This window comes from Cyanobium sp. L1E-Cus, from assembly GCF_024345755.1.
Taxonomy (GTDB): domain Bacteria; phylum Cyanobacteriota; class Cyanobacteriia; order PCC-6307; family Cyanobiaceae; genus Cyanobium_A; species Cyanobium_A usitatum.
Window position 1 is genome coordinate 37,547 of record NZ_JAGQBS010000014.1, and the last position, 22,269, is coordinate 59,815.

Consider the following 22,269-nt stretch of genomic DNA (forward strand, 5'->3'; position numbering starts at 1 on the left):
TGCAAATGGCCTGGTTGATCAGGGCTTGGTGAAGTCCTTGAACGCAGGCCGGCAGAAACCCAATTGAGCCAAGAAATACTGAACGGATGGGCCGTTGCGGGGCAACTGAAGCTGCACTGCTTTACCCGATGTTCAGTTGTTCAGACCCGCAATTAACAAAACTGCCCTGCCCTTGAAAAAGGCTGAAATCAAATTTTATCACCTCTCGGTCCGCTTCACTCCCTGCCGAAGTCATCCGCCAGGCGCTCGATGTCGGCTTCGCTCAGCCAGTCACCACGCTGCACCTCCACGATCTCCAGATCCGCCAGACCTCCTTGGGCCCGGTGAATTGCCCCCTGGGGGATGAAGACGCTGGTCCCTGCCGTTGCGGTGATGGCCTCCTCCCCTACCTGCAGTTCACCGTCGCCGCCCACCACCACCCAGTGCTCACAGCGGTGTTGGTGGCGCTGCAGGCTCAGCCGCTGGCCGCGGCGGATCAGTAGGCGTTTGACCAGGTATTGATCTCCGCTGGCCAGCTTTTCAAACCAGCCCCAAGGGCGTTGCACCCGGCCGGCGGGACTTTGGGGCTCAGGGATGTTCACGATTTCAGGCTGACAGCCGCCGCCGCGCCGCGCAACGGGGTGATCAGGCAGGCCCGTCGTCTGGCCCTGGTCAGGGCTGTGTAGAGCAGGCGATGTTGGGGTCTGCCGGTGTCGGGCATCAGCACCCATACCTCTTGGGCCTCACTGCCCTGGGCCTTGTGCACTGTGAGGGCCAAGGCTGGCTCGGCCTCGGGTAGCTGGGCCGGGTGAATCCAGAGCGGCTCGCTACCGCCCTGGTTTGCAAACAGCAGGCGGCGTTCCCGCCCCCGCTTGACTTCCCTTTCCACCACCAGCCCCACGTCGCCATTGGCGAGCCCCAGTTCGCTGAGGTTGTGGCGGCACAGCACGGGCGTGCCCACTGGCCAAAACTGGGGCGATCGGGCGGCCGCCTCCCCCAGCAGGGCCTGGTGGATTGCCTCCACCCCCCAGCGGCCCCGGCGCACTGGTGTCAGCACTAGGTAGTTATCCAGGCCCGCCAACAGGCTCGCGGTGAAAGTGGGATCGTCCAGATCGCCCGCCAGGCAGCTCTCCTGTAGCTGGTGTTGGTGCTGCCGCAGTCGCTGCAGCAGCTCTGCTGGCAGCTGGCGTGGGTTGGCCGGCAGCCAGCGCAGATTGGCATCGGCGGCCAGTGGTGTGAGCAGGGCCTCGAGGGGCTGCTCAGCCTCCCGTAGGGCCGCTGCTACCGCAGCGATGGCCCCGTTGTTGCGGTAGGTGGTGCGCAGCTCTATGGCGGCTCCGCCCAGGGCCTGGCGGCGTTCGGGTGTCTGCAGTTCAAGCAGCACTGGTCCGGGGCCTACCGGTGGCAGCTGGGCCGCGTCCCCCACCAGCACCAGCCGGCAGCTGGGGGGCAGGGCCTCCAGTAGGGCCTGCATCAGGGGGAGATCCACCATCGATACCTCATCCACCACCAGCAGGTCGAGGGCAAGGGGGTGCTGGCGGTTGCGGCCGAAGCGCTCGCCGCGGCTCTCCAGCAGCCGGTGCAGGGTGCTGCAGGGAAGTTGCAGGCTGCTGCTAGCTAGGGCTGCCCGCAGCCGACTCGCCGCTTTGCCCGTGGGGGCTGCTAGCTGAATGCGGCTGCCTGGTTGCTGGACTAGCACCGCAGCCAACATGCGAGCCACGGTGCTGGTTTTGCCGGTGCCCGGACCGCCTTCAAGCAGCACCAGGCCGTATTGCAGCACCGCCGTGACGGCCCGCTGCTGGTCCGGATCCAGCCCGTCGCTGCAGCTTGCGTCGGGACTCGCATCTGGGAGCTGAAACTGGGCTCGCTCGATCAGTGCCTGCAACACCTGCTGGCGTTGGCGTTGCCAGCGGCGCCACATCAGCCGGTCGCCCTCCAGCACCAGGGGACCATCCGGCTCGGCGCCCAGGGGTGAAGCCTCCAGGGCGCGACGATGTTCGGCGCTGGGCAGGCTGATTTCCAGGCGACCCTCCGCCAGGGCGGCAGCCAGGTTGGTGATCAGTTCCGCCAGCAATGGATCGGGGCTGCTGCCATGCAGCCGCGGCAGAGCTTCAGCCAGGGCCGCTGCCAGGGTCTGGAGCCAGCGAGGTTGCTCTAGGGGTGTGGGGCTGCTCATGGTGTGCCCCCCAGGGCCTGGTCCAGTTGGAGCAGGCGGGCCAGGGGCGGCTGCTCCACAAACATGCCGGGCACAGCGCTGGCCGTGGTGGGTCCGGGCACCCCTCGCAGGAACACGTATACGTAGCCGCCCAGGTGCTGCTCGGGTCGGTAGCCGGGCAGGCGCCAGCGCAGGTAGCGGTGCAGGGCTACCAGGTACAGGTGGGCCTGCAGGGGGTAGTGGTTGGCGGCCATCAGCTCTGCCATGGCTGCTGCTCCGTAGTGGCGTGGACCGCAGTGCAGCGGCTGCCCCTGGTCGTCGCGTTCGCCCAGCCAGTTGCTCTTCCAGTCGGCCACCCACCAGCGCTCGCCCTGTCGAAATACCAGGTCGATCGAGCCGGTGAGAAAGCCCCGGCTTTCCACTTTCAGCTGGGCAAGCTGCTTGGCGTAGGCGCTGCCAAACCACCCTTCAGCATGGTCGGCAAAGGGGCGTGCCAGGTCTGGGGTGCGCACCAGGCCGAGGGGCAGATCGAAGTTCATCTCATTGAGGCGGGCACCGCGCTCAAGCTGGGCCAAGCTGAAGTCGTTGCAGGGGCCGCCCAGGGGCGTGTGCCGCAGCTGCTCCAGCCCAACTAGCACCGCTTCGCCGTGCTGCTCAGCGATACCGGCCCGCTGCAGCTCGCGGCCCACCAGCTCGGCCTGGGCTGCCAAGGGTTGGCAGTAGTCGAGCTGCTCAAGGATGCGGTGCAGGCAGTCGCCGGCCTGGGCGCCCCGGGGGAAGGGGGCCAGAGGGCTGTCCTGGGAATCGGCGCCCATGGCGTTGGCCGCGGTTGCTGCCTCGAGTTCGGTCACCAGGGCATCGGTTTCGCGGCCCTCCTCCACGGCTGCGGGGGCGGCGCTGTGGCTGCCTTGGGTCCAGCTGGTGTAGCTGCTGCGGCCCCAGCTGCTGTCGAAGCCATGGCTGGGTACGGGGCCTCGCTGCAGGGATAGGCCAGCAGCTGCCGGGCCTGGTTTCAGCTGGCTGTGCTGGCCGCTGGCGGGGGGCTGCACCAGGCTGAGGGGCAGCTGGCGGCGGGCGATTGCCTGCTCCAGCCGCTCGCGCCACTCCGCATCACTGCGGCCGATGTAGGGGTCGTGGTCGCTTGCGGGGGGCTGCTCCTGGTCGTATAGCCAGGGGTGCAGCGGATTGCCCTGCTGGCCCAAGGCCGGGCCCCAGGCCAGCACCAGCAGCAGCTTGGCCCTGGTGGCAGCTACATAGGCAAGTCGCTCCCGCTCCTGCAGCTCGGCCCCAAGCTGCTGCTGGCTGGCGCCCTGGCCCGGGCCCCAGTTGTTGTTCAGGTGCAGGTCGAGCACGGCTTCGGGCTGCCCGCCTTCAGGGCCGCCCGGGTGCCAGCGCACGCCGATGGACTGGCCGCTGCGGCTCTCAGCGCCGGCCTGCCAAAGGTAGGGACAGATCACCACTGGATATTCCAGGCCCTTGCTGCGGTGCACCGTCAGCACCGATACGGCCTCATCCACCACGTCGCTGTGGGGCTGGTGGGCGTCGGGGATGTCCCGGTCGGGATCGAGACGCAGACGCCGCAGCCAGTCGGCTGCCGCTGCGGGACCCAGTTGGTCGGCATGGAGCCGCACGGCCACCAATTCACCGCACTGCTGTAAATCCGCCAGTAGCCGGCCGCTAAGGGATAGCTGGGCCAGCCCCTTTTGCTCCAGCAGGCTCGCCAGCACCCCAAGCAGGCCGCGGCGGGGTAGTTCAACGGCCAGCTGGGCTAGGCGCGCAGCCAGGTTGCTCCAGGCTTCGGGGCTGGCGGAGACGATTTGTTCCGCGCTCCAGCCCAGCAGGGGAGAGGCGGCCAGCAGCCGCAGGCGCTGGGTCCGGCCGGGTTCGGCCAGGGCATCGAGCAGCCGTTGCAATGCAGAGGCGCCGGCGCTTTCAAACACATCCCCCTGGCTCACCAGCTTGCTGGCTATGCCGCAGCGATCGAGGGCGGCGCGCAGCGCTTCAGCCTGACGGTGGGTGCCCACCAGCACGCATAGGTCGTTGGGGCCCAGGGGTTGGCGCTGCTCGCCCCGCTGTTGCATCAGCCCCTGGTTGAGCAATTGGGCGCTGAAGCAGGCGATCTGGTCGGGAAGTTGCCGTTCAAGGGCGCTGCGGCTGGGTGGTTTCTCACCAGCCAGGCGGCTGCCGCCGAGCCAGAGCAGCTGCAGGGGGCTCTGGCCGGCGGGTAGGAGCAGTTTGGTGTCGGTCGCCTGGGGCCGCACCGCTGGTACGGCCAGGTCGCTGCGGCGCAGCCCCGGCCCCATCAGGCCGTTGAGGCCGGCGACCAGGGCCTCGCTGGAGCGGAAGTTGTCGCGGAGGCTGCTGATGCCGCCGAAGCTGGCGGCGGCCTGACGGGCCAGCAGATAAGTGCGCAGGTCGCCGCCGCGGAAGCGATAGATCGCCTGCTTGGGATCACCCACCATCACCAGTCGGTGCCGCTCAGGCTGGAAGGCCCGCGACAGGATGCGCCACTGGATCGGATCGGTGTCCTGGAATTCATCGATCAGGGCAACGGCATAGCGGGCTCCCACCGCCTCTAGCAGGGGGGTACTGGCCTGCTCGCCCGGATCAAGACCCTCCAGCAGTTGGGCGAAACCCAGCCTTCCGCTCTGGCGCCGCCGCCGGCCCAGTTCGGCCCGGCCCCAGTGGCAGGCGTGCAGCACTAGGGCTTCGGCCGGTCCATCCAAAACCTGGGCGATCGCCTCCTGCAGGGGGCGTTCAGGCAGGGAGGGGCCGGGGCCTTCCCCAGCGCCCGGCTCGAGGCTGCGGGCAACTTTGAGAAAGGCGCCGGGGTGGAAGTAATCACGCAGCAAGCCTTGGGCTCCGCCCTGGCTGCCTGCCGTGGCGCCGTAGTCGCCGCCGATGGGCTGGGCAGCGATCCAGCCCCGCACTAGAGCGCAGCGGTCCTTGGTGGGTTTGGGAACGTAGGGGCTGGTGGTTTTGAAGCCCTGGCCGCGCCATTGGCTGGCGGCGGCGCAAAAGCCGGCCTCCAGGGCTTGGCCGTGGCTGGCCCAGAGCTGCTGGAAGTTGTGCCACGCCTCGCTCCACAGGGCCTCGAGCTGGGGTGCCAAGGGGGCGTCGGCCCGCAGCGTTGCCGGCAGGGAATCCAGGCCTAGGGCTGGATCGCCATCTAGCTGGCGCAGCAGGCCCTCGAGGGTTTCGGGGCCGCGAACCTGTTGCTGCAGCCCGGCCAGCAGGTGGCTTGGCAGGGGCAGCACCTGCTGTTGCCAGTAGTCGTGTGCCACCTGGCGCACCAGGGTGCCCTTGTCGGTTTCGAGCTGCAGCTCCGGTGGCAGGCCCGCTTCCAGGGCGTGGCGCTGCAGGGTGCGGCGGCAGAAACCGTGGATGGTGGTGATGTCAGCGGCATCCAGTTCTTCTAGGGCCAGCAGCAGTCGGGCCCGCAACTTTTCGGCCCGCGGTCGTTGCTGCTCCAGCCAGGCGGCCAGGGTGGGATCGGGCGGCTCCATATCTGGATTTTCCAGGCCTGCCAGAGCCCGCTGCAGGCGTTGGCCGATGCGATCGCGCAGTTCGGCGGCGGCGGCCTCGGTGAAAGTCACCACCAGTAGCTGGCGCAGCCCTAGCTCGGCCTCGGCCACATAGCGCAGCACCAACTGGGCCAGGGCGAAGGTTTTGCCGGTGCCGGCGCTGGCCTCCAGCAGCCGCAGCCCGGGATCCAGGGGAAAGGCATTGGCCTCAAATGGTTGTGGCAGTGGCAGTGGCAGTGCTTGTTCAGATGTCAAAGCCTGACCGCTGCCGGCAGACAGGTTCATATCAACCGCTCCCGCAGGGGACCAAGCAGCTCCTCAGCCCGGGCGGCTAGCTCACCGCTGGCCAACAGGGCGGCGCCGCTGAGTTCAGATCCGAAGCAGAGGGCCTGCTCCGGATCAAGCCGCTCGCCGCGCAGCTGAAAACCGCCTTCCCAGGTTTCGATCGCCCGTGCTTCACCCTTATCGAGCAGGGCCCAGCCGGTTTCCGGTGGCACCGGCCAGCAGCTCTGGCGCCATTGCTGGCGCAACTCCAGCAGCCGCAGTAGTTCTGCCCGGGCGCTATCTACCTGCGGCGCCTGCAGCCGCAACTGCACGCCGAAGTCCTTTGCACCCCGGGCCACCAGCACCCCATCCAGCGGCCCTTGGTCGGCGGCGGCGGCCAGCAGCAGCGCCAGCCACAGCTCCATTCGGTGGCGATTGCGCGGCCGGGCGGTGTGCAGCACCAGCACCGAGCTCCCCCGCCACTGCAGCTCCTGCTGGCAGTTTTGCCAGAGGGCCAGCTGGCGGCGCTCTGGGCCCAGGGCCTCGAGGCTGGCGTGCAGGCTGCGCCAGCGCTGGCTGAGCCCGCCGGCCTCCAGTTCGCCTGCTGCCAGTGGAGGCAGCAAGCCCTGGCCGCGGTGGCGAGCCAGCCAGCCGGCGGGCTCATCGAGGCCTGTGTCGCTGGGGCTTTCGATTGCCTGGCGCAGCAGCAGCGCCCGCCCGCGCTCATCGAGGCTGAGGGGCTCGAGGTCGTCGAGGCTGTCGGCCCATTCCCGCGGCCTTAGCCCCAATTCAGCCAGCCAGCTGGCCTGGGGGGCAAGCAGCCAGTCGCGCAGATCCCCAGAGGAATCGCTGGCCTGGGCCGGAGGAGCGCTAGGGGGTTCGCTGGCCGCCAGGGGCCGGGGCGGTTGCGGTGCTCCGCTCTGCTGGCGTGGTTGATCGAGCAGCTCACGGGCCTTCAGCAGACGCTCGTCGCAGCTGCCGGGCGGCCGCTCGCCGCTGGCTTGGAAATTGGCCCGGTCGAGGGGGTTGGCGGGGTGACTAATCACCAGTTCGCTACCGCCACAAGGCAGCTGCCCCTGCAGCCACTCGAGCCACTGGCGTACCGGTGTGGCCGGTGGCAGCTCTTCGCCGCTGCGGGGGTCGCGGCTGCTCCAGGTCACCAGCAGATGGTCGCGGGCTGAGAGCAGGGCCTCCAGCAGCACGTAGCGGTCCTGGTCGGCCGGGTTGGGATCGCCGAGGCGTCGCTGCTGCTCCAGTAGGTGGAAGCCGGGCCGCTTGCTCTGACGGGGATAGGCGTTTGTATCGAGCCCCATCAGCACGATCACTCGGTGGGGAATCGCCCGCATCGGCTCGAGGGCGCTGATGGTGAGGGCCCCGCTGCGGTGGCCAAACCGGCCCGAATCCGCAGCCAGGCGCTCATCGAGCACGGCAGCCACCACGGGTGCGGCCAGCTCCAGGTTGCAGCCGGCAGCGGCCTGCTGCCAGTCGTCAATGGCGGTTAGCACCAGGGGCAGCTCCCAGTCCGGGCCACTCCCGCCAGCCTGGTCGCCGTCGCCGAATAGGTCGCTCAGCATGGCCCGCAGGCAGGTGTTCCAGGCCAGGCAACAGCGGGGTCGCCGCAGCTCCACCAGCCAGTGGCGCAGCCGGGTGAGTAGGTGCAGCCAGCGGCCCAACAGTTCGATGCTCTCGCCACTGGCCAGGGGGGCGGTGGCGGCCGGGGCCAGGCCGGGGTCGCAGGGCAGCACCAGGCCTAGTAGCAGTCGATCGATCACCCAGCTGAGGCTGCCGCTGCCCAGGCCGCCGCGCTCCTCTGCATCGAGGCCCCAGTGGAAGCCCCCCTGCTGCAGCAGGGGATGCAGGGCCGCCATCTCTGCACCACTGAGCTGGAAATGCCCCTGCAGCGCCGGACTCTCCAGCAGGGTTTCCAGGGCGGAGGCGGTGAGCCGCTCCCCCGCCAGCCGCAGCAGCTCCAGCAAGCTGCGGCTGAGGCTGGCTTCGCTCTGCTGGCTGCGGTCGGTAAGGCGCCAATTGAGGGCCACCCCAGTGGCCTCTTGATCGCCAAATACGGCCGCCACCAAAGGCGCTAGGCCATCCACCTGAGGCGTCATCACCAGCACATCGCGGGGCTGGAGCGTGGGATCGGCGGCCAGCAGCTGCAGGATGCGGTCCCGCACGACCTGCACCTGGCGCAGGGGGCCGGGACAGCGGTGGAACTCCAGGGAGCTGTCTGTCGGTGCCCGCTGCAGCAGGGGTTGGGCAGCCGGATCCGCCAGTTGTTGCTGCAGCTGATGCAGCAGGGGCGCTGGCCCCTGGCCCCGATGGCTGCTGGCCGGGGCCACAAACAAATCCTTTTCCTGCCACTGGCCCTGGAGGCTCTCGCCGCTGCCTTCGAGCAACTGCTGAAACTCGCCGCCGAGTCGGCCGAAGCGGGCCTCCAGGCCAGGGGCCTGCAGTAGCCAGTCACCATCAAGGGGCTGCTGCAGCGCGATCGCATCGCTGAGTAGTTGGCGGCGGCTGGTGCAGCGCTGCCACAGGTCGCGGCAGGGGGTGAGCAGATATAGGTCCACATTTGTGTGCACGCTCAGGGCCTGCAGCAGCTGCACCTGGATCGGCGCCAGGCTGCTGAGCCCAAACAGGCGCAGGGGATCGGGCAGGCTGCCGGCCGGCGGTGCCTTGATCTGCAACTGGTCTATGGCCTCCAGCACCTGCAGGCCGAAGGGCTTCACCCCCAGGCGCTCCCGTAGCCGCCCCACCAGCAGCCGCTGCCACTCCTGCTCCGGCGGCAGGGGTGGGCCGTCCTCCCCACACCACCAGGCTGCCAGCAGCTCAGGGCGATACAGGGCTAGGTCGTCGAGGGCGTCTGCGATGCTGCGGCCCAGCTGCCATTGGGCCAGCTCAAGGTTGCTGCCGTGCTGCGGGTAGCGGCCTAGCCAGTGCTTAAGCGAGGCCGCTTCTGGCTGCTCCACCAGCTGGGGGAGCAGTTCCAGCACGGGCCACACCAGCTGGCTGGCACGCCAGGGATCCTGGTCTGCGCCGTTTTCGCCCAGCACCCCATTCACGATTTGGCGCAGCTGGCTGCCAGGAAATGGGTAGCGGATGTTGGCGGCGATGCCGCCGAGTCCCACGGCCAGCTGTTCACCAAGCCAGCGGCTGGTGGGCCAGGTATTCACCACCACCTGCACCGTCTCGAGCGGCCCGGGAGGCGTGAGCAGCAACTGGGCGGCCAGGAGTTCGGCTAGGTGTTCGGCCCGGTTGCCCCGGAAAACTGTGAGCACAAAAGATGCTCAGCTGTGGGTCGTCATGGCAGGCAGCCTGCCAGCTCCTGGCTGAAGGAGGAGAGCCGGCGCTCTTGCAAGCCGTAAACGGCGTGAATAGCTCCGGTTTCGGGGCAGTAGGCCGAAAGCTCGCCGCCGTAGCAGGCGCCCGTATCCACCATCACGATCTGGCCGAGGCGACGCACTTGGGGCCCGGGGGTGTGGCCTATCACTACCTCACCGAAGCGACCGTCGTAGGCCTGCCAGAAGGGCATGCGGATGCTGAGGTCGGGTTCCCAGGTGTCGGGATTGAAGCCAGCGTGGGTGGCGATCCAGCCTTTGCCGGCGTAGGTGAGGGGCAGCTGCTCCAGCCGCTCCTGCCAGATGCGGCAGTGGCTATCGCCGAGCTGGCGATAGGTGTCGCAGCCGGCCAAGGCCCTTTGAGCGGTCCAGTCGCCTTGCCGCAGGGCGGCCACTAGGTCGGCTTCGTGATTTCCCATCAGCCAGATGGCCCGGCCGGAGCTCACCAAGCCCCAGGCCAGCTCCATGGTGCGGCGGATCTCGGGGCCGCGGTTGATCACATCACCGCAAAGCACGAGCTTGTCGCCTGCAGGTAGGCGAGCTACCAGCAGCTCAAGCGCGTCGGCACAGCCGTGGACGTCCCCGATCACCCAGTGGTGGCAGGAACGTGAAAGGGACGTCATCAGTCCATCGCGTTATTTCCAGTCTTGCCTGCCTGACGGCCACTTGTCAGCCCCCCAGCCATTCATGTCGACCGGCCAGCGCTGGTACGGTCGCCCCACCCAGTGACAGTCAGATGAATCCAGCGTCGTTGTCGGTGGTCCAGCGGGTAAACGCCCTGGTAAAAGCCCTAAATGGCGCTAAACGCACCAATGAGGCCTTGGCCCGCTGCGGCAACGGTGAGGAGATGCTCGACGTTCTGCTCGATGCCTCCGCCAAGCTCGGCCTAGGGCTCAGCCGCCAGCAACTGGCGAACACCCCACCAATCCGCGACTGGGTGTGGTGGAAAAACAAGGAGGCCCTACTCACGATTGGCGATAACAAGCCTCGCTACCAGCAGGATGGCGGTCAGGGAGCCTCCGATGACGGGCCGCGCAAACGCTTCTTGGGGCTGTTTTAGGACGCGCTGGCGAGGGCGTCGGGGATTGAGGTGCTGGGAGCCTCAAAGCGGCCCGTGGCCACGAATTCCAGGCGAAGCTTCAGAAAGGTGATGAATTTCTCATCGGTGGACACCACCGCCGCCGCCGGCCTCGGCACGGCGCTGCCGATTGGTTCGAGTTGGGGTGCATCGAGAAAGGCCGGCCGTTTCACCAGCCAGAAGTCGATTTCCTTGCCCTGTTCTCCGTAGTGGCGCACCCTTTCGCGCAGCACCTCCTCAAGGGGCTCCTCGACGGTGAGGAACGCTTCGCTGGCGGCGATGAAGTGATAGGTGCTCATAGCTGGCGGCTGCCGAACAGGGGGTCGCGGCGCGGATTCTGTATCAGCGCCTTCATCTGCCGAACAGCTTCTTCCAGTCCCACCGCCAGGGCCCGGGCCACGATTGTGTGGCCGATGTTGAGCTCCTCCATGCCTTCGATGGCGGCGATGGGCTCCACGTTTTGGTAGGTGAGGCCATGGCCGGCATTTACCCGCAGCCCGAGGCTGCGGGCGATGAAGCTCCCCTCCGTGAGCCGGGCCAGCTCGGCTGGCTGCAAACTCCAGCTGGCTTCGGCGTAGGCGCCGGTGTGCAGCTCCACCCAGCGGGCGCCGGTGGCGCGGCAGGCCTCCAGCTGGCTCGCCTCGGCGTCCACAAACAGGCTCACGCCAATGCCGGCATCTTGCAGCGCACCCACCAGAGCGCTGAGAGCTGGCTGCTGGCCCGCCACATCGAGGCCGCCCTCGGTGGTTACCTCCTGACGCTTTTCCGGCACCAGGGTCACCATGTCTGGCCGGATGTGCAGTGCGATCGCCTCCATCTCAGCTGTGGCGGCCATCTCCAGATTGAGCCGGCTGCGCACGGTTTGACGCAGCAGCTCCACATCGCGGTCCTGAATGTGGCGCCGGTCTTCCCGTAGGTGCACGGTGATGCCGTCAGCCCCCCCCAGCTCGGCCAGCAGGGCATAGCTCACTGGATCGGGCTCCACCGCGCGGCGGGCCTGGCGCACATTGGCGATGTGGTCGATGTTGACGCCGAGGCTGGCCATGGCTGGGGAGTGGTTGGCAGGCGGTGATTCCGCCCAAATCCTATGGATACCGCAACCTGCGCCGGCTCAGGACGCCAGTTCAACTGCCCGCGCTCGAGCCGAGCTCCTTTGCCTAGCCCCTAGCTTTGAGCTTGGTCGCACTTAACGGGTTGTTGGCGGTTCAATCCGGCCCATCGGCGTTGTCCACCCAGGCCCCCTCCTCCCGGGAAAAGGGGCTCTGCAATGGCATCAGCCCCTGGCTGGCACCGCTCGCCATGGTGGCTAGCCAGGACATTGGCCTCCGCTTTTTTTTCCGTAGCGTCCAGGTGCTTGGCAGCGAAAATCTGCCTCTCAGTGGGCCGCTGCTGCTAGCTCCGACCCACCGGGCCCGCTGGGATGCCCTGCTGTTGACCCACGCCGCAGGCCGCCGCATTACGGGGCGGGATTGCCGCTTCATGGTCACGGTTGATGAGATGCGTGGGCTGCAGGGCTGGTTTTTGCACCGCTTGGGCTGCTTTCCTGTGAGTCAGGGGCGCCCCTCCCTGGCCAGCCTGCGCTACACCGTGGACCTACTTGCTGCCGGTGAGCAGCTAGTGGTTTTTCCAGAGGGACGCATCGTGCGGGAAGAGATTCCCCTGCGGCTGCACCAGGGCCTCGCCCGCCTGGCCATGCTGGCCGCCGGCCAGGGCGTGGCGGTACCAGTGGTGCCCGTCGGCATCGCCTATGGCCATCGCCCCCCCCGCCGCGGGGATGGGGCCGTGCTCTGTTTCGGCCCACCTCTCAGCTTGGAGGGCCAGGGAAGGCAGGCTGCGAGTGCTTTCACCGCCAACCTCGCCACCGCCATGGCGGTGGTTGAAGGCCAGGCCCAGGGAGCACTGGGTCTGGCCCCCTAAAGTTGATGCATATTTGTTTGCTGGTTGTGCGTAGGCCATCCCGCTTGATTTGTGGCTCCGCTTTGGCCTTGATTGCCCTCGCTGCGCCCCTAGCTCCGGCCAAGGTGCAAGCTCAGCAGGAGCCCCAAAAGGCCCTGGAGTCCACCGGCAGCCCGTTCAATCTTGAGGGTGTGCGCGCCCTGTTGGTGCGCGGTGACGCCGCCGTTGCTAAGGGCAATCTGGCCGAAGCCCGCAAGCTCTACGACCAGGCCCGCGATGCCTGTCGCCGCCTGCTCGGCTTTTATCGCGACCTGAGCGGCTCCTTCCGCGGACTCGATGCCCGCATCCCCCGCGAAATGGACCAAAAGGGGCGGGAAGCTTTGGAAACCATGGCTCAGGCGAACCTGCGCTTGGCGGCCTTGTTCCGTCGCCAGAACCAGCCTGAGGTGGCGGTGCCCCTGCTGGTCGAGGTGGTCAAGGTGATGACCCCGGCCAGCCCAGAGGGTCGCAAGGCTTTCCAGAGCCTGGTCGAGATTGGCTTCGCCGCCACTCCCTACACATCAGGGGCCGCGGCAACCCCTGGCAGCTGACCACTAGATTTCCCCTGTTCGCTGCCTCTTCGCTTCGATGGTGCATCCAGACCAGGTGAAGGCCGCAATCACCTTGGCCATGCCCGATGCCCATGTTGAGGTTGAAGACCTCACCGGTGGCGGCGACCATCTGCAGGTCACGGTGATCTCCGCAGCGTTCGACGGCCTGACCAAGGTCAGGCAGCACCAACTCGTGTATGGCGCCCTACGCCAGGAATTGGCCAGTGAGGCAATCCACGCCCTAGCCCTGCAAACATCCACTCCCGCCTGAGTCCATGGACGCCACTACCCGCCAACGCATCGAAGAACTCCTGGCTACCAGCCCGGTATTCGTTTTTATGAAGGGCAACAAGCTGATGCCCCAGTGCGGTTTCTCCAACAACGTGGTGCAGATACTGCACTCAGTTGGGGTTCCATTTGAAACCTTCGACGTGCTTTCGGATGCTGAGATCCGTAATGGCATCAAGTCATTTTCCGACTGGCCCACGATTCCCCAGGTGTATGTGAAAGGGGAATTCATCGGTGGCTCCGACATCCTGATCGAGATGTACAACTCCGGTGAGTTGCGCGAGAAGCTGGAAGTGGCTCTGGCTAGCTGAAAGGGGCAGCTAGCCATTCAGCGAGTCAGTAGCGCTCGCTTTCGTAAAGGCTGCGCGGGTCACCATCGGGACCCACAAAGCTGGAAGGATCTCGAATCCAGCGGTCAGTGAGCTCCTCAAGTCGCCGCTGGGAGATCGGATCAAGCACCGCAGTGCGGCGCAGGGCGTGGATGTAGCCATCGGCGTAGAGCCGCAATTCAGCAGGGCTGTGGAAGCGATGGGCCAGTTCCTGGCAGGCATCGCACAGCGACTGGAAGTGGCGGATGGCGTCTGGGTGTTGAAGCGAAGTCATGGGGTCGTAGGACCTTCATTTATTTTGCCCCTTGGAGGCAGCAGCCGCGATTGGGTGGTCTCCGCATAGTTGGTGGTGTCCACACAAACGCATCGACTGATACGCGGATCCCCTGGCGGCTGCCGTTAAGGTGAATTCAACACAGTTGTGGACTCCATCAACTCCTCTAACCCGCCACTGCCGGCCTCTGGGGCCGCCAATCAGGCCGGAAGCCAGCCCCAGCGGGTTTTGGTGGTTGATCCCCACGCGACCCTGCGCACGGTGCTGGCCCAGCGCCTGCGGCAGGACGGCCATCTTGCGGCGGCGGTTGCTACGGCTCGTGAAGCTCTCGACGTGTGCCAGGACCAATCTCCCGATCTGCTGATCAGCGCAGAACTACTTGATGAGAGTTCCGCCCTGCGCCTGGCGGCCCAGCTGCGCTGCTCCGTGATGGTGCTCACGGCCCGCACCGGTTCGGAGCCCGTGGTGAGCCTGCTTGATGCGGGCGCAGATGATGTGCTGCGCAAACCTTTTGGCCTGGAAGAACTCGCCGCCCGCTGCCGCACCCTGCTGCGCCGTGGCGGCACCGGTCTGCAGGAACGGGTCTGTGTTGGACCGCTTGAAGTTCACGTATTGCTCCGCCAGGTAACCCTGCGCGACCAGCCAGTCGAGCTGAGTCCACGGGAATTTGCCCTGCTTTGTGCCCTGCTAATGCCCCCTGGGGTTGTGCGCAGTCGGCAGGAGCTACTGCGTATGGCCTGGCCACCCTTCAGCGGCGGTCCCCGCTCGGTTGACACCCAGGTGCTCACCCTGCGTCGCAAGTTAGAGCAGGCTGGCTTGGGTGAAGGAGGCGGCATCGAAACGATGCGCCAGCAGGGTTATCGCTTCAGCCTGGAAACCCTGCCCGAAGCTGCTCCCGAGGAAGAGCCGGTGCGTCAGCAGATCAACTCATTGGTTTAGAGCCCAAACCAACTCCCCAAGCAACATGGCGGCACTTAGGCCGGCTAGGAGTTGGTAGGTCCAGGGTGGGCTGATCCGGCCGATTGAGCTGGTGTTGATGCCCGTTTCCTGGCTGAAGCGGCCCAGAAACTGCTCGAAGGCTGCAACCCGTTGCGGCAGCAGGTAAGCCGATCCGTCGTCTCCCCTCACGTAAAAGACCCGGCCCCCCTGGCTTGTGGCTACTGGTGTGAGCCCGCTGATGGATTGCCAAGGCAGGCTCCAGCCGCGGCGCAGCAGCCAGGCACACCAGCTGGGATGGCCAACCCGAATGCCATCTGCATCTAGCTCAACGGCTTCACTGGTGGCTGCCACTACCAAGCCCAGCCCCAGGGGTAGAGCCAGCCACAGCAGCAATTTGAGCTCTGCTGGTGCCAGTAGGGGCAGGGGCGCCACCATTGCCAAGTAGAGAGCGATCAGGGTGAAGCGGATCAGCGGCGCCATTGGGTAGCGGTCGCTGCTGACGGCCAAGGCGCCGGTCATCGATCTTCGGGGGAGCCGGGTAGGGGTTCGATCAGGGTCTCTGGCTGGTAGCGACCGTTGAAAACCTCCTGCTCGCGGCCTTTCCAGAATTCGCCAAGTCGCATCAAATCGGCGTGGGCCTCCTGCAGGCTGGCCATGTAGGCATCCGGGTCCATGGTGTCCTTGGCCTCCTTGAGCTTGGTGAGCCGTAGTAACTGCAGCATCCAGGGCTTGCTGAGCTCGCCGCGTTGCTCGAGGTAAGTGGCCAGCTCGGCGGAGCTGGGGGTAGGGGAGCCGGGCATGGAGATGCTGAATCGCCGACGTTCTAGGCCCAGCCTATGGAGGAAGGGTGTGTCGTCGTTGGGCGCCAGACCTAGGTTTAGGCGCATTGGCTTTGATTTGATTTGGCGAACCGACGCAATCGTTCCCCTCAGTTGAACCTGGAGTCGCGGCTTGGCCATCGTCTGCAGTTGCGCAATCTGCCGGCCGAGATTCCCCGCGACCGCCTTGGTGAGGAAGGGCTGGAAGCGGATCTGGCTTATCAGTTGGTGCACGATCATCTGATGCTGGATGGCAATGCCCGCCTAAATATGGCGACCTTTGTGGGCACCTGGATGGAGCCAGAGGCGCTGCAGCTTATGCAGGAGTGCGCCGAAAAAAATATGATCGATAAGGATGAATATCCTCAAACGGCAGAGCTTGAGGAGCGCTGTCTGCATATTCTGGCTGATCTCTGGAATGCCGAATCTCCCGATCAGGCGATCGGCACCTCCACCACTGGATCAAGCGAAGCCTGCATGCTGGGGGGCATGGTGCTCAAGTGGCACTGGCGACAAAAGCGGCGTGCCGCTGGCCTCGATGATCGGCGCCCCAATTTGGTGATGGGCACCAACACCCAGATCTGCTGGGACAAGTTTTGTGCCTACTTCGATGTGGAACCCCGGCTGGTGCCGATCACCCCCGAGCGGCTCCATCTCACTGGCGAGGAGGCAGTTGCCTATTGCGATGAGAACACCATCGGTGTGGTGGGGATTCTGGGCAGCACCTTCGATGGCAGTTACGAGCCCATCGCCGAGATTCACCGCTGCCTTGATGGGCTGCAGGAACGCACTGGCCTCGATATCCCAATGCACGTGGATGCGGCTTCGGGAGGTTTTGTGGCGCCGTTTAATTCACCTGATCTGGTTTGGGATTTCCGGTTGCCCCGGGTGCAGTCGATCAATGCCAGTGGCCATAAGTATGGGGGGGTGTTGCCAGGGGTGGGCTGGGTGTTGTGGCGCGAGCAGGGGGCCTTGCCTGAGGAGTTGCGCTTCAACGTCAACTACTTGGGTGGCCAGATGCCCACGATCGGTATGAATTTCTCCCGTCCCGGGGCCCAGGTGGTGGCCCAGTATTTCAATTTTCTGCATCTGGGTCGGGCCGGATATGCCCTGCGCATGAGCAGGCTTGAAGCGATCGCCTGCGAGTTAGCTGATGGCCTAGCTGAACTGGCTCCCCTGCAGCTGGTGAGCCATCCCCGCGGCCAGCTGCCTGTTTTTGCCTTGAAGTTGGATCCAGCGGTAACCAATTGGACGGTGTTCCAGCTATCTGACAAGTTGCGCGAGCGGGGCTGGCTTGTGCCCGCTTACACCATGCCCGCCGATTGTGCCTCGCTTGCGGTTTTGCGCTTTGTGGTGCGGGCAGGTTTCAGTCGCGATATGGCCGATCAACTGCTGGAGGACATCCGCCGGGCCGTCGATTGGTTCGAGCGGCTGCCGGGGCCCCTGTTGGCACCGGATGTCGCCGAGCAGGCCTTTCACCATTGATGGAGCCGGGTTTGGTTATTGCACAAGGCACGGTTCAGCACTACTTGCTTGGTTTGCTGGCTATTGGCAACAACGTGTCGGCTTTGGGCGCCTTTCTGGCCCATAGCCGTGGCCTACCCAGGGCAAAGGTGCGGCGCATCATCTTGATCAGCAGTGGTGCCTGCTTGGCGATGTTGCTGCTGTTTCTGCTGCTGGGGCCGGCTATTCTTGGCTTCTTTGGTATCTCGATCAGCTCCTTCCAGATTGCCGGCGGGCTGCTGCTTGGTGGTTTGGGGTTGGACATGATGAAATCTCGCCAGCCCGATGACGTCGAAATCAAAGCGGTTGCTGCCGGCACCGAGCCAGCGGATCTAGGCAACGATGCCCATATTTACGGGTTCGCCGTGGTGCCGATTGCCCTGCCGCTCACGGTGGGTGCAGGCACCTTTTCCGCTGTGATTTTGTTTTCCTATCAGGCGCAGAGTTCGGGAACGGTGCCGGCCTTGGTCGCGGCGATTGGGGCTCTGGTGGTGGTGAACTTTGTGGTCTTCAGCTTCAGTGCGCGCATCGTCCGGCTCGTCGGTGATGTGGGCCTGAGTGTGTTCACCAAGGTGATGGGCATGTTCACCCTGGCAATCGGTGTGGAATTCATCCTGCGGGGCCTCAGCACGGTTTACCGCCAGCTCAATCTGGCAACGCCCATGGGTTGAGCCCCAGATCGGCGCCGATGCGGTGGGCGCAGGCAAAGCCACTGAAGGCCACCGCATTGAGGCCCTGGCCTGGGAAACAGGAATCCCCCACCGCATACAAGCCGGCGAGGCCGGTGCGGTTGAAGGGCATCGGCAGCAGCCCCGGCAGGCGCAGGGCTGGGATTGGGCCGTAGCTGCCGCCCATGCGGCCCAGGAAGCGCCGGTGGCTGCGCGGCGTGCCGACTTCGCGGTGACGGATAGCGCCCTTCAGGCCGGGCAGGATCGCCTCGAGCCGGCCGATCAGCCGGTCGGCATCCGCTTGTTTTTTAGCTCGATAGGCCGCTGGCGTGAGCCCCTGCCAGTGCTCCATGGAGCTGGGGGTGAAAGCATGCACGATGTGGCGCTCTGCCGGGGCCAGCTCCGGATCCAGCAGGGTCGGCATCGATACGAACACCACCCCCTGCTCGGCCTCCATCTCCTCCCAGCGCTCCAGCAGCAGGTGGTGGCAGTGGTAACCCTTGGGCACGATCTGGGCATCGATGCCCAGATGCAGGGAGAGAAAGGAGGGGGAGGGCTTGTAGCGGCGCCGCCAGGTGGTTTCGGCCTTGGGGGTGTGGGCGGCATCTACCAGAGCGCCAAAGGTGTCCCAGCGGGTGGCGTTGCTCACTACGCGGCGGGCCCGCAGCTCTTCACCACTGGCCAGCTTCACCCCCACGGCAGTGTTGTTCTCCAGCAGCACCTTGGTCACACGCGCCTTGTAGCGAATCGCGCCGCCATGGTTCTCCAATCCCGCTACCAACTTTTCCGCGATCACACCAACGCCCCCTTTGGGGTAATTGATGCCGCCGGCATGGCGATCGGAGAACACCATGCCCGCATTGATCATTGGCGTGAGGTCGGCCGGCATCACGCTCCAGCAGAAACACTCCATGTCAATGAACTTGAGCAGGGCCGGATCGCTGATGTGCTGCCGCGCCACATCTCCCACGTTCACCGGCAGCCAGCGGGCCAGGCCCAGGCAGGCCAAGGGTGCTTTGAAGAACACCTTGGCTAGGTAGGCCGGATCCTCCAGCGACAGCAGGGGCATCGCATCGAGGCAGCGGAACACCTGCCAGCAGGCGTCGTAGAAGGCGCGGATGCCCTTGGCCTCGTGGGGGAACAGGGCACTGAGATCACTGAGAAAGTGCTCGTAATCCCTGTCCACAGCCACGTTGAGTCCGCCGGGCAGGTGGTATTCGAGCTGGGCTGGATCGGGGATGGTGTCGCAGTGCTGGCCCACATCGGCCAGGGCCCGGGTGAGCAGGTTGGTGTGCCCCTGCTCGCCGAAGCCGAAGATCATCGAGGCGCCCACGTCGAATGTGTAGCCATCACGCCTGAAACTGCCGCCGGAGCCTCCTGGGATGAGGTATCGCTCCAGCACCAGCACTTTCGCCCCCTTGGCAGCCAGCTGGGAAGCGGTGACCAGACCGCCGATGCCGGCACCGATCACGATCACATCCCAGATGGGGGCAGGGTTGCTGGTCAACGTTGGGCTTGAGATGCTGGAGCGACCCTAGGCAGCGGCGCTGTCGTCGTGCAGTTGTAGGGGCCGAGTGAAAGGCTCAAGATCCGCTAGGGACCGGTCGCGGTAGGCGCCGTAGCGGGCCCGTTTCTCGCGGACGCGTTCGGCTAGCTCGGGCAGTAAGCCGAAGTTGGGCGGCATGGGCTGGAACTTCTTGCTGGGCGCTTCGGCGATAAAGTGACTGAGGGCGCCCAGCATCGTGGTTTTTGGCAGGCTCAGGGGTTCCAGGCCCAGGGCCAGTCTGGCGGCGTTGGTGCCAGCCAGCCAGCCACCAGCTACAGCGGCTGCGTAGCCCTCGGTGCCGGTGATCTGGCCCGCCGCCAGCAGGCTGGGGCGCTGGCGGAACTGCAAGGTGGCATCGAGCAGCTGGGGCGATTCCAGGAAGGTGTTGCGGTGCATCACACCGAAGCGCACAAACTCGGCGTTCTCCAGGCCTGGGATCAGCCGCAGCACCCGTTTCTGCTCGCCCCATTTGAGGTTGGTCTGGAAGCCCACCAGGTTCCAGAGGCGGCCGTCCTTGTCTTCCTGGCGCAGCTGCACCACCGCGTAGGCCCGCTTGGCGCGGCGCACGTCGCGATCGTTCACGTCGCCCCAGCGGGGATCCCAGAGGCCAATTGGCTTGAGCGGGCCGTAGCGCATCGTGTCTTCGCCGCGGCGGGCCAGCTCCTCGATGGGGAGACAGCCCTCGAAGAAGTGAGCGCTCTCCTTTTCAAAGTCCTTTAGCTCGGCCTGCTCGGCGCTTAGCAGCTCCTGCCGAAAAGCAAGAAATTGCTCCCGGTTCATGGGGCAGTTGATGTAGTCGGCATCGCCCTTGTCGTAGCGGGAAGCGCGAAAGGCCACGCCTAGGTCGATGCTCTCGCCTTCGACGATCGGGCTGGCCGCATCGAAGAAGTGGCAGTCGGCCCGGCCCGTGAATTCCCGCAGCTGCTCCGCCAGGGGCTCGCTAGTGAGCGGACCGGTGGCCAGCACGGCGATCTCACCGGGGCCGGGCAGCTCGGTGTGCTCCCGCCGCTCCACCGTCACCAAGGGGTGCTGCTCGAGGGCGGCGGTGAGGGCGGCGCTGTAGCGGCCGCGATCCACTGCAAGGGCGCCGCCTGCAGGCACGGCGTGGGCGTCAGCGGTGCGAATCACCATCGAACCCAGGCGCCGCAATTCCTCTTGAAGCAGGCCTGCGGCGCGATCGCTACTTAGGGCGCCGAAGCTGTTGCTGCATACAAGCTCGCCAAATTCAGAGCTGTGGTGGGCTGGGCTGCGGCGCACTGGACGCATTTCCACCAACCGCACCGCCAGTCCAGCTTGGGCGATCTGCCAGGCGGCTTCCGTACCCGCCAGGCCAGCACCGATAACGAGCAGCTCAGAGCTCAAATGCTCAGGCGCGGGCGCGCTTGAGCAGCAATTGCAGCTGTCCTACGGCGGCACGACCGATATGGAAGACGGCCCAGCTAGCGGCGAGCAGGATCGGAGCAACCACCAAAATCAGCCGACCGTCCATGGGAAGCCAAACGAGTTCTAGAGATCTTACGGACTGAACCTCAGGATTCGCCTGTCCAGCCCCGGATCTGTCGTCATCCGTTCGCCTGGGCATGGGACTGGGCATGGGCACCGGCCAGTTGGCGGTAGCGGCGGGCGTGCTGGCGCTGCTCGGCCCGGGCCTCAGCCGTGAGCTCTCGCTTCACCTGGGCCGGGGATCCCATCACCAGGACTCCAGCTGGTACGTCGCGAGTCACCACCGATCCGGCGGCCACCAGGGCCTCCTCTCCCACGGTGACGCCATTGAGCACGATGGCTCCGATGCCGATCAGGCAGCCGTCTTTAAGGGTGGCGCCATGCACCACAGCCCGATGACCGATGGTCACATCGGCGCCGATGGTCACAGGCTGGTCGGGGTCGCCATGCAGCACTGCCCCGTCTTGCACGTTGCTGCCCTCACCCACCACGATCGAACAGATGTCGCCACGGGCGACGGCAGTGGGCCAGAGACTTGCTCCTGCCGCTAGCTGCACATCGCCGATTACCACGGCCGTTTCGGCCACCCAGGCCTCGGCGTGGATCTGGGGTTTGGGCCAGGGAAAGACGCTCATCCGCTGGATCCAGCTGTTAGGCCATTCTCACGGTTGCCTGGGCCCCCCCCTTGGAGGAGGTCGCCCCTGGGTGATACGTTTCACAAGTGCCCAAGGGCGCGGGTCGCTAGCTCAGCGGTAGAGCACTCGGCTTTTAACCGATTGGTCCTGAGTTCGAATCTCAGGCGACCCATTCTTGATCTGGGCCTGCATTCAGGGTCAGAAACATTTTTTCTTGATGCTTACAGTCATAACAAGCGCTCCTAGATCAAGCGCTCCTAGGTGAAACTAAATCCTCAAAGCTCTTAGCTTCCGTGACGGCCCTGGTTGATCGATAGCCATGGCAAGAGCTAAAAGTTTATAATTAATTGGCGATATTGTTCATTGTCTGAGTTGTTATGGTTTTGCTGGGCTGTCAACCCCCTATTTTAGCCTAAGTTGACGCAAATTGATGTTCATTCTGGTAAGTGATGAACATTCCTGCATGCAGCTATTGCTTCGTTTCCATCCATTAAAGATGAGGCTTTTCAGGAGTATTTGAGGCCGGCTAGCCTGGCTTAAAGTAGTGGCAATTACAACCCTTGAGCTTTACGGGGTGGGGTTGCCCAGATTGGTTGGACAGTGATCAGGGCCCCGTGGTGGAGAGTGTCCGGGCAGAGATGAACTGCTGCTGGTGATCTTTCCACCACTGCGTTATCCCAGCAGCATCCCTTGGCCGACATGCTGCGGCTGATCTTGTGGTCCTCCAGCAATTGCCGGTATGGATCAGGCCTCGATGGTGGCGGCCATACCCAGCTGACTACCTGTCGGCCAGAACCTACGATGGTTGCTGGCTTTTAATCCTCGCCTGATTCGTCCGATGATAATTTTAAGTGGATTTTAGTCGCTATATTTAGCTGTTAGATTTGAAGAGCTTGAATAGCCGTATTGCCGTGAGAAGTGTGCCAAAATACCCACAGCTGCTTGTCAATTTAATGCTGCAGGGGGGGGGGGGGGGGGGGGGCGGCCCCGCGCGGCCCAAATTAA

At 65.2% G+C, this 22,269-nt stretch carries 22 protein-coding genes and 1 tRNA gene; 9 read left to right on the plus strand and 14 right to left on the minus strand.

Features of this window, described 5'->3' with window-relative positions; genetic code table 11:
- Positions 1-215: 215 nt before the first annotated feature.
- Genes KBZ22_RS12025 through KBZ22_RS12045 form a run of 5 tightly spaced genes read right to left on the minus strand, consistent with a single transcriptional unit; the run spans position 216 to position 9,880 of the window.
- Positions 216-581 (minus strand): phosphomannose isomerase type II C-terminal cupin domain, encoded by a 366-nt coding sequence (locus KBZ22_RS12025; protein ID WP_255022138.1) that lies wholly within the window; start codon positions 579-581, stop codon positions 216-218.
- Positions 578-2,155 (minus strand): ATP-dependent RecD-like DNA helicase, encoded by a 1,578-nt coding sequence (locus KBZ22_RS12030; protein WP_255022139.1) that lies wholly within the window; start codon positions 2,153-2,155, stop codon positions 578-580. The genes KBZ22_RS12025 and KBZ22_RS12030 overlap by 4 nt, the downstream gene beginning before the upstream one ends.
- The gene (locus tag KBZ22_RS12035) at positions 2,152-5,943 is read right to left on the minus strand and encodes a UvrD-helicase domain-containing protein (protein WP_255022140.1); all 3,792 of its coding nucleotides are present in this window, start codon (positions 5,941-5,943) and stop codon (positions 2,152-2,154) included. Before KBZ22_RS12035 ends, KBZ22_RS12030 begins: the two co-directional genes overlap by 4 nt.
- On the minus strand, positions 5,940-9,197 hold the full coding sequence (locus KBZ22_RS12040; protein WP_255022141.1) for an exodeoxyribonuclease V subunit gamma: 3,258 nt from the start codon (positions 9,195-9,197) through the stop codon (positions 5,940-5,942). Before KBZ22_RS12040 ends, KBZ22_RS12035 begins: the two co-directional genes overlap by 4 nt.
- A gap of 23 nt (positions 9,198-9,220) precedes the next feature.
- The gene (locus tag KBZ22_RS12045) at positions 9,221-9,880 is read right to left on the minus strand and encodes a metallophosphoesterase (protein WP_255022142.1); all 660 of its coding nucleotides are present in this window, start codon (positions 9,878-9,880) and stop codon (positions 9,221-9,223) included.
- Between the two features lie 113 nt (positions 9,881-9,993).
- On the opposite strand from KBZ22_RS12045, the gene KBZ22_RS12050 reads away from it, so the two are divergent.
- Positions 9,994-10,317: a hypothetical protein gene (locus KBZ22_RS12050; RefSeq protein ID WP_254960311.1), complete on the plus strand. Its 324-nt coding sequence runs from the start codon at positions 9,994-9,996 to the stop codon at positions 10,315-10,317.
- Here KBZ22_RS12050 and KBZ22_RS12055 read toward each other — a convergent pair.
- Both KBZ22_RS12055 and KBZ22_RS12060 read right to left on the minus strand, forming a co-directional pair.
- The gene (locus tag KBZ22_RS12055; protein ID WP_254960312.1) at positions 10,314-10,634 is read right to left on the minus strand and encodes an MgPME-cyclase complex family protein; all 321 of its coding nucleotides are present in this window, start codon (positions 10,632-10,634) and stop codon (positions 10,314-10,316) included. The two genes, KBZ22_RS12050 and KBZ22_RS12055, sit on opposite strands and share 4 nt — an antisense overlap.
- Positions 10,631-11,380: a pyridoxine 5'-phosphate synthase gene (locus KBZ22_RS12060; protein ID WP_106632777.1), complete on the minus strand. Its 750-nt coding sequence runs from the start codon at positions 11,378-11,380 to the stop codon at positions 10,631-10,633. Before KBZ22_RS12060 ends, KBZ22_RS12055 begins: the two co-directional genes overlap by 4 nt.
- Before the next feature lie 179 nt (positions 11,381-11,559).
- On the opposite strand from KBZ22_RS12060, the gene KBZ22_RS12065 reads away from it, so the two are divergent.
- The 4 genes from KBZ22_RS12065 to grxD are packed head-to-tail and all read left to right on the plus strand — an operon-like array spanning position 11,560 to position 13,420.
- On the plus strand, positions 11,560-12,252 hold the full coding sequence (locus KBZ22_RS12065; protein ID WP_255022143.1) for a 1-acyl-sn-glycerol-3-phosphate acyltransferase: 693 nt from the start codon (positions 11,560-11,562) through the stop codon (positions 12,250-12,252).
- Between the two features lie 5 nt (positions 12,253-12,257).
- Positions 12,258-12,821 carry a hypothetical protein gene (locus tag KBZ22_RS12070; protein WP_255022144.1) on the plus strand — a complete coding sequence of 188 codons (564 nt, stop codon included), beginning with the start codon at positions 12,258-12,260 and terminating at the stop codon, positions 12,819-12,821.
- A gap of 37 nt (positions 12,822-12,858) precedes the next feature.
- Positions 12,859-13,092, plus strand: coding sequence for a BolA family protein (locus tag KBZ22_RS12075; RefSeq protein WP_254999396.1), 234 nt, complete (start codon positions 12,859-12,861; stop codon positions 13,090-13,092).
- A 4-nt stretch (positions 13,093-13,096) separates the two neighbouring features.
- Complete coding sequence (grxD, locus tag KBZ22_RS12080; RefSeq protein ID WP_106632779.1) at positions 13,097-13,420, plus strand: Grx4 family monothiol glutaredoxin; 324 nt, start codon at positions 13,097-13,099, stop codon at positions 13,418-13,420.
- Positions 13,421-13,445: 25 nt separating this feature from the next.
- Here grxD and KBZ22_RS12085 read toward each other — a convergent pair whose 3' ends face one another.
- Positions 13,446-13,712, minus strand: coding sequence for a DUF6761 family protein (locus KBZ22_RS12085; RefSeq protein ID WP_254936090.1), 267 nt, complete (start codon positions 13,710-13,712; stop codon positions 13,446-13,448).
- Between the two features lie 177 nt (positions 13,713-13,889).
- Between KBZ22_RS12085 and KBZ22_RS12090 the strand changes: the two genes are divergently transcribed.
- Positions 13,890-14,651, plus strand: coding sequence for a response regulator transcription factor (locus KBZ22_RS12090; RefSeq protein ID WP_254999443.1), 762 nt, complete (start codon positions 13,890-13,892; stop codon positions 14,649-14,651).
- Here KBZ22_RS12090 and KBZ22_RS12095 read toward each other — a convergent pair.
- On the minus strand, positions 14,640-15,170 hold the full coding sequence (locus KBZ22_RS12095) for a hypothetical protein (RefSeq protein WP_255022145.1): 531 nt from the start codon (positions 15,168-15,170) through the stop codon (positions 14,640-14,642). The two genes, KBZ22_RS12090 and KBZ22_RS12095, sit on opposite strands and share 12 nt — an antisense overlap.
- Positions 15,167-15,451 carry a hypothetical protein gene (locus KBZ22_RS12100; RefSeq protein ID WP_255022146.1) on the minus strand — a complete coding sequence of 95 codons (285 nt, stop codon included), beginning with the start codon at positions 15,449-15,451 and terminating at the stop codon, positions 15,167-15,169. Before KBZ22_RS12100 ends, KBZ22_RS12095 begins: the two co-directional genes overlap by 4 nt.
- 168 nt (positions 15,452-15,619) lie before the next feature.
- Between KBZ22_RS12100 and KBZ22_RS12105 the strand changes: the two genes are divergently transcribed.
- Positions 15,620-16,954 carry a glutamate decarboxylase gene (locus KBZ22_RS12105; RefSeq protein WP_255022147.1) on the plus strand — a complete coding sequence of 445 codons (1,335 nt, stop codon included), beginning with the start codon at positions 15,620-15,622 and terminating at the stop codon, positions 16,952-16,954.
- Complete coding sequence (locus KBZ22_RS12110; RefSeq protein WP_255022148.1) at positions 16,954-17,643, plus strand: MarC family protein; 690 nt, start codon at positions 16,954-16,956, stop codon at positions 17,641-17,643. The genes KBZ22_RS12105 and KBZ22_RS12110 overlap by 1 nt, the downstream gene beginning before the upstream one ends.
- Here the strand turns inward: KBZ22_RS12110 and crtH are convergent.
- The 4 genes from crtH to KBZ22_RS12130 form a co-directional block, all read right to left on the minus strand.
- Positions 17,618-19,147, minus strand: a complete 1,530-nt coding sequence (gene crtH / locus KBZ22_RS12115) for a carotenoid isomerase (RefSeq protein WP_255022149.1) — start codon at positions 19,145-19,147, stop codon at positions 17,618-17,620. The two genes, KBZ22_RS12110 and crtH, sit on opposite strands and share 26 nt — an antisense overlap.
- Before the next feature lie 27 nt (positions 19,148-19,174).
- The gene (gene trmFO / locus KBZ22_RS12120; RefSeq protein ID WP_106632784.1) at positions 19,175-20,548 is read right to left on the minus strand and encodes an FADH(2)-oxidizing methylenetetrahydrofolate--tRNA-(uracil(54)-C(5))-methyltransferase TrmFO; all 1,374 of its coding nucleotides are present in this window, start codon (positions 20,546-20,548) and stop codon (positions 19,175-19,177) included.
- Positions 20,549-20,552: 4 nt separating this feature from the next.
- Entirely contained in the window at positions 20,553-20,675 is a 123-nt protein-coding gene (locus KBZ22_RS12125) for a photosystem II protein Y (RefSeq protein ID WP_106632785.1), read from the minus strand.
- 73 nt (positions 20,676-20,748) lie between these two features.
- Positions 20,749-21,264 (minus strand): gamma carbonic anhydrase family protein, encoded by a 516-nt coding sequence (locus KBZ22_RS12130; RefSeq protein WP_106632786.1) that lies wholly within the window; start codon positions 21,262-21,264, stop codon positions 20,749-20,751.
- A gap of 100 nt (positions 21,265-21,364) precedes the next feature.
- On the opposite strand from KBZ22_RS12130, the gene KBZ22_RS12135 reads away from it, so the two are divergent.
- A tRNA-Lys gene (locus KBZ22_RS12135) sits at positions 21,365-21,436 on the plus strand.
- The last annotated feature ends 833 nt before the right edge of the window (positions 21,437-22,269 follow it).

What these genes read in the sequence shown, in the direction of transcription:
- KBZ22_RS12030 (WP_255022139.1), bottom strand. Translation starts at nt 2,155, where the DNA reads ATGAGCAGCCCCACACCCCTAGAGCAACCTCGCTGGCTCCAGACCCTG.
- KBZ22_RS12035 (WP_255022140.1), bottom strand. Translation starts at nt 5,943, where the DNA reads ATGAACCTGTCTGCCGGCAGCGGTCAGGCTTTGACATCTGAACAAGCA.
- KBZ22_RS12045 (WP_255022142.1), bottom strand. Translation starts at nt 9,880, where the DNA reads ATGACGTCCCTTTCACGTTCCTGCCACCACTGGGTGATCGGGGACGTC.
- KBZ22_RS12050 (WP_254960311.1), top strand. Translation starts at nt 9,994, where the DNA reads ATGAATCCAGCGTCGTTGTCGGTGGTCCAGCGGGTAAACGCCCTGGTA.
- KBZ22_RS12055 (WP_254960312.1), bottom strand. Translation starts at nt 10,634, where the DNA reads ATGAGCACCTATCACTTCATCGCCGCCAGCGAAGCGTTCCTCACCGTC.
- KBZ22_RS12060 (WP_106632777.1), bottom strand. Translation starts at nt 11,380, where the DNA reads ATGGCCAGCCTCGGCGTCAACATCGACCACATCGCCAATGTGCGCCAG.
- KBZ22_RS12070 (WP_255022144.1), top strand. Translation starts at nt 12,258, where the DNA reads ATGCATATTTGTTTGCTGGTTGTGCGTAGGCCATCCCGCTTGATTTGT.
- KBZ22_RS12075 (WP_254999396.1), top strand. Translation starts at nt 12,859, where the DNA reads ATGGTGCATCCAGACCAGGTGAAGGCCGCAATCACCTTGGCCATGCCC.
- grxD (WP_106632779.1), top strand. Translation starts at nt 13,097, where the DNA reads ATGGACGCCACTACCCGCCAACGCATCGAAGAACTCCTGGCTACCAGC.
- KBZ22_RS12085 (WP_254936090.1), bottom strand. Translation starts at nt 13,712, where the DNA reads ATGACTTCGCTTCAACACCCAGACGCCATCCGCCACTTCCAGTCGCTG.
- KBZ22_RS12095 (WP_255022145.1), bottom strand. Translation starts at nt 15,170, where the DNA reads ATGACCGGCGCCTTGGCCGTCAGCAGCGACCGCTACCCAATGGCGCCG.
- KBZ22_RS12100 (WP_255022146.1), bottom strand. Translation starts at nt 15,451, where the DNA reads ATGCCCGGCTCCCCTACCCCCAGCTCCGCCGAGCTGGCCACTTACCTC.
- KBZ22_RS12110 (WP_255022148.1), top strand. Translation starts at nt 16,954, where the DNA reads ATGGAGCCGGGTTTGGTTATTGCACAAGGCACGGTTCAGCACTACTTG.
- KBZ22_RS12125 (WP_106632785.1), bottom strand. Translation starts at nt 20,675, where the DNA reads ATGGACGGTCGGCTGATTTTGGTGGTTGCTCCGATCCTGCTCGCCGCT.
- KBZ22_RS12130 (WP_106632786.1), bottom strand. Translation starts at nt 21,264, where the DNA reads ATGAGCGTCTTTCCCTGGCCCAAACCCCAGATCCACGCCGAGGCCTGG.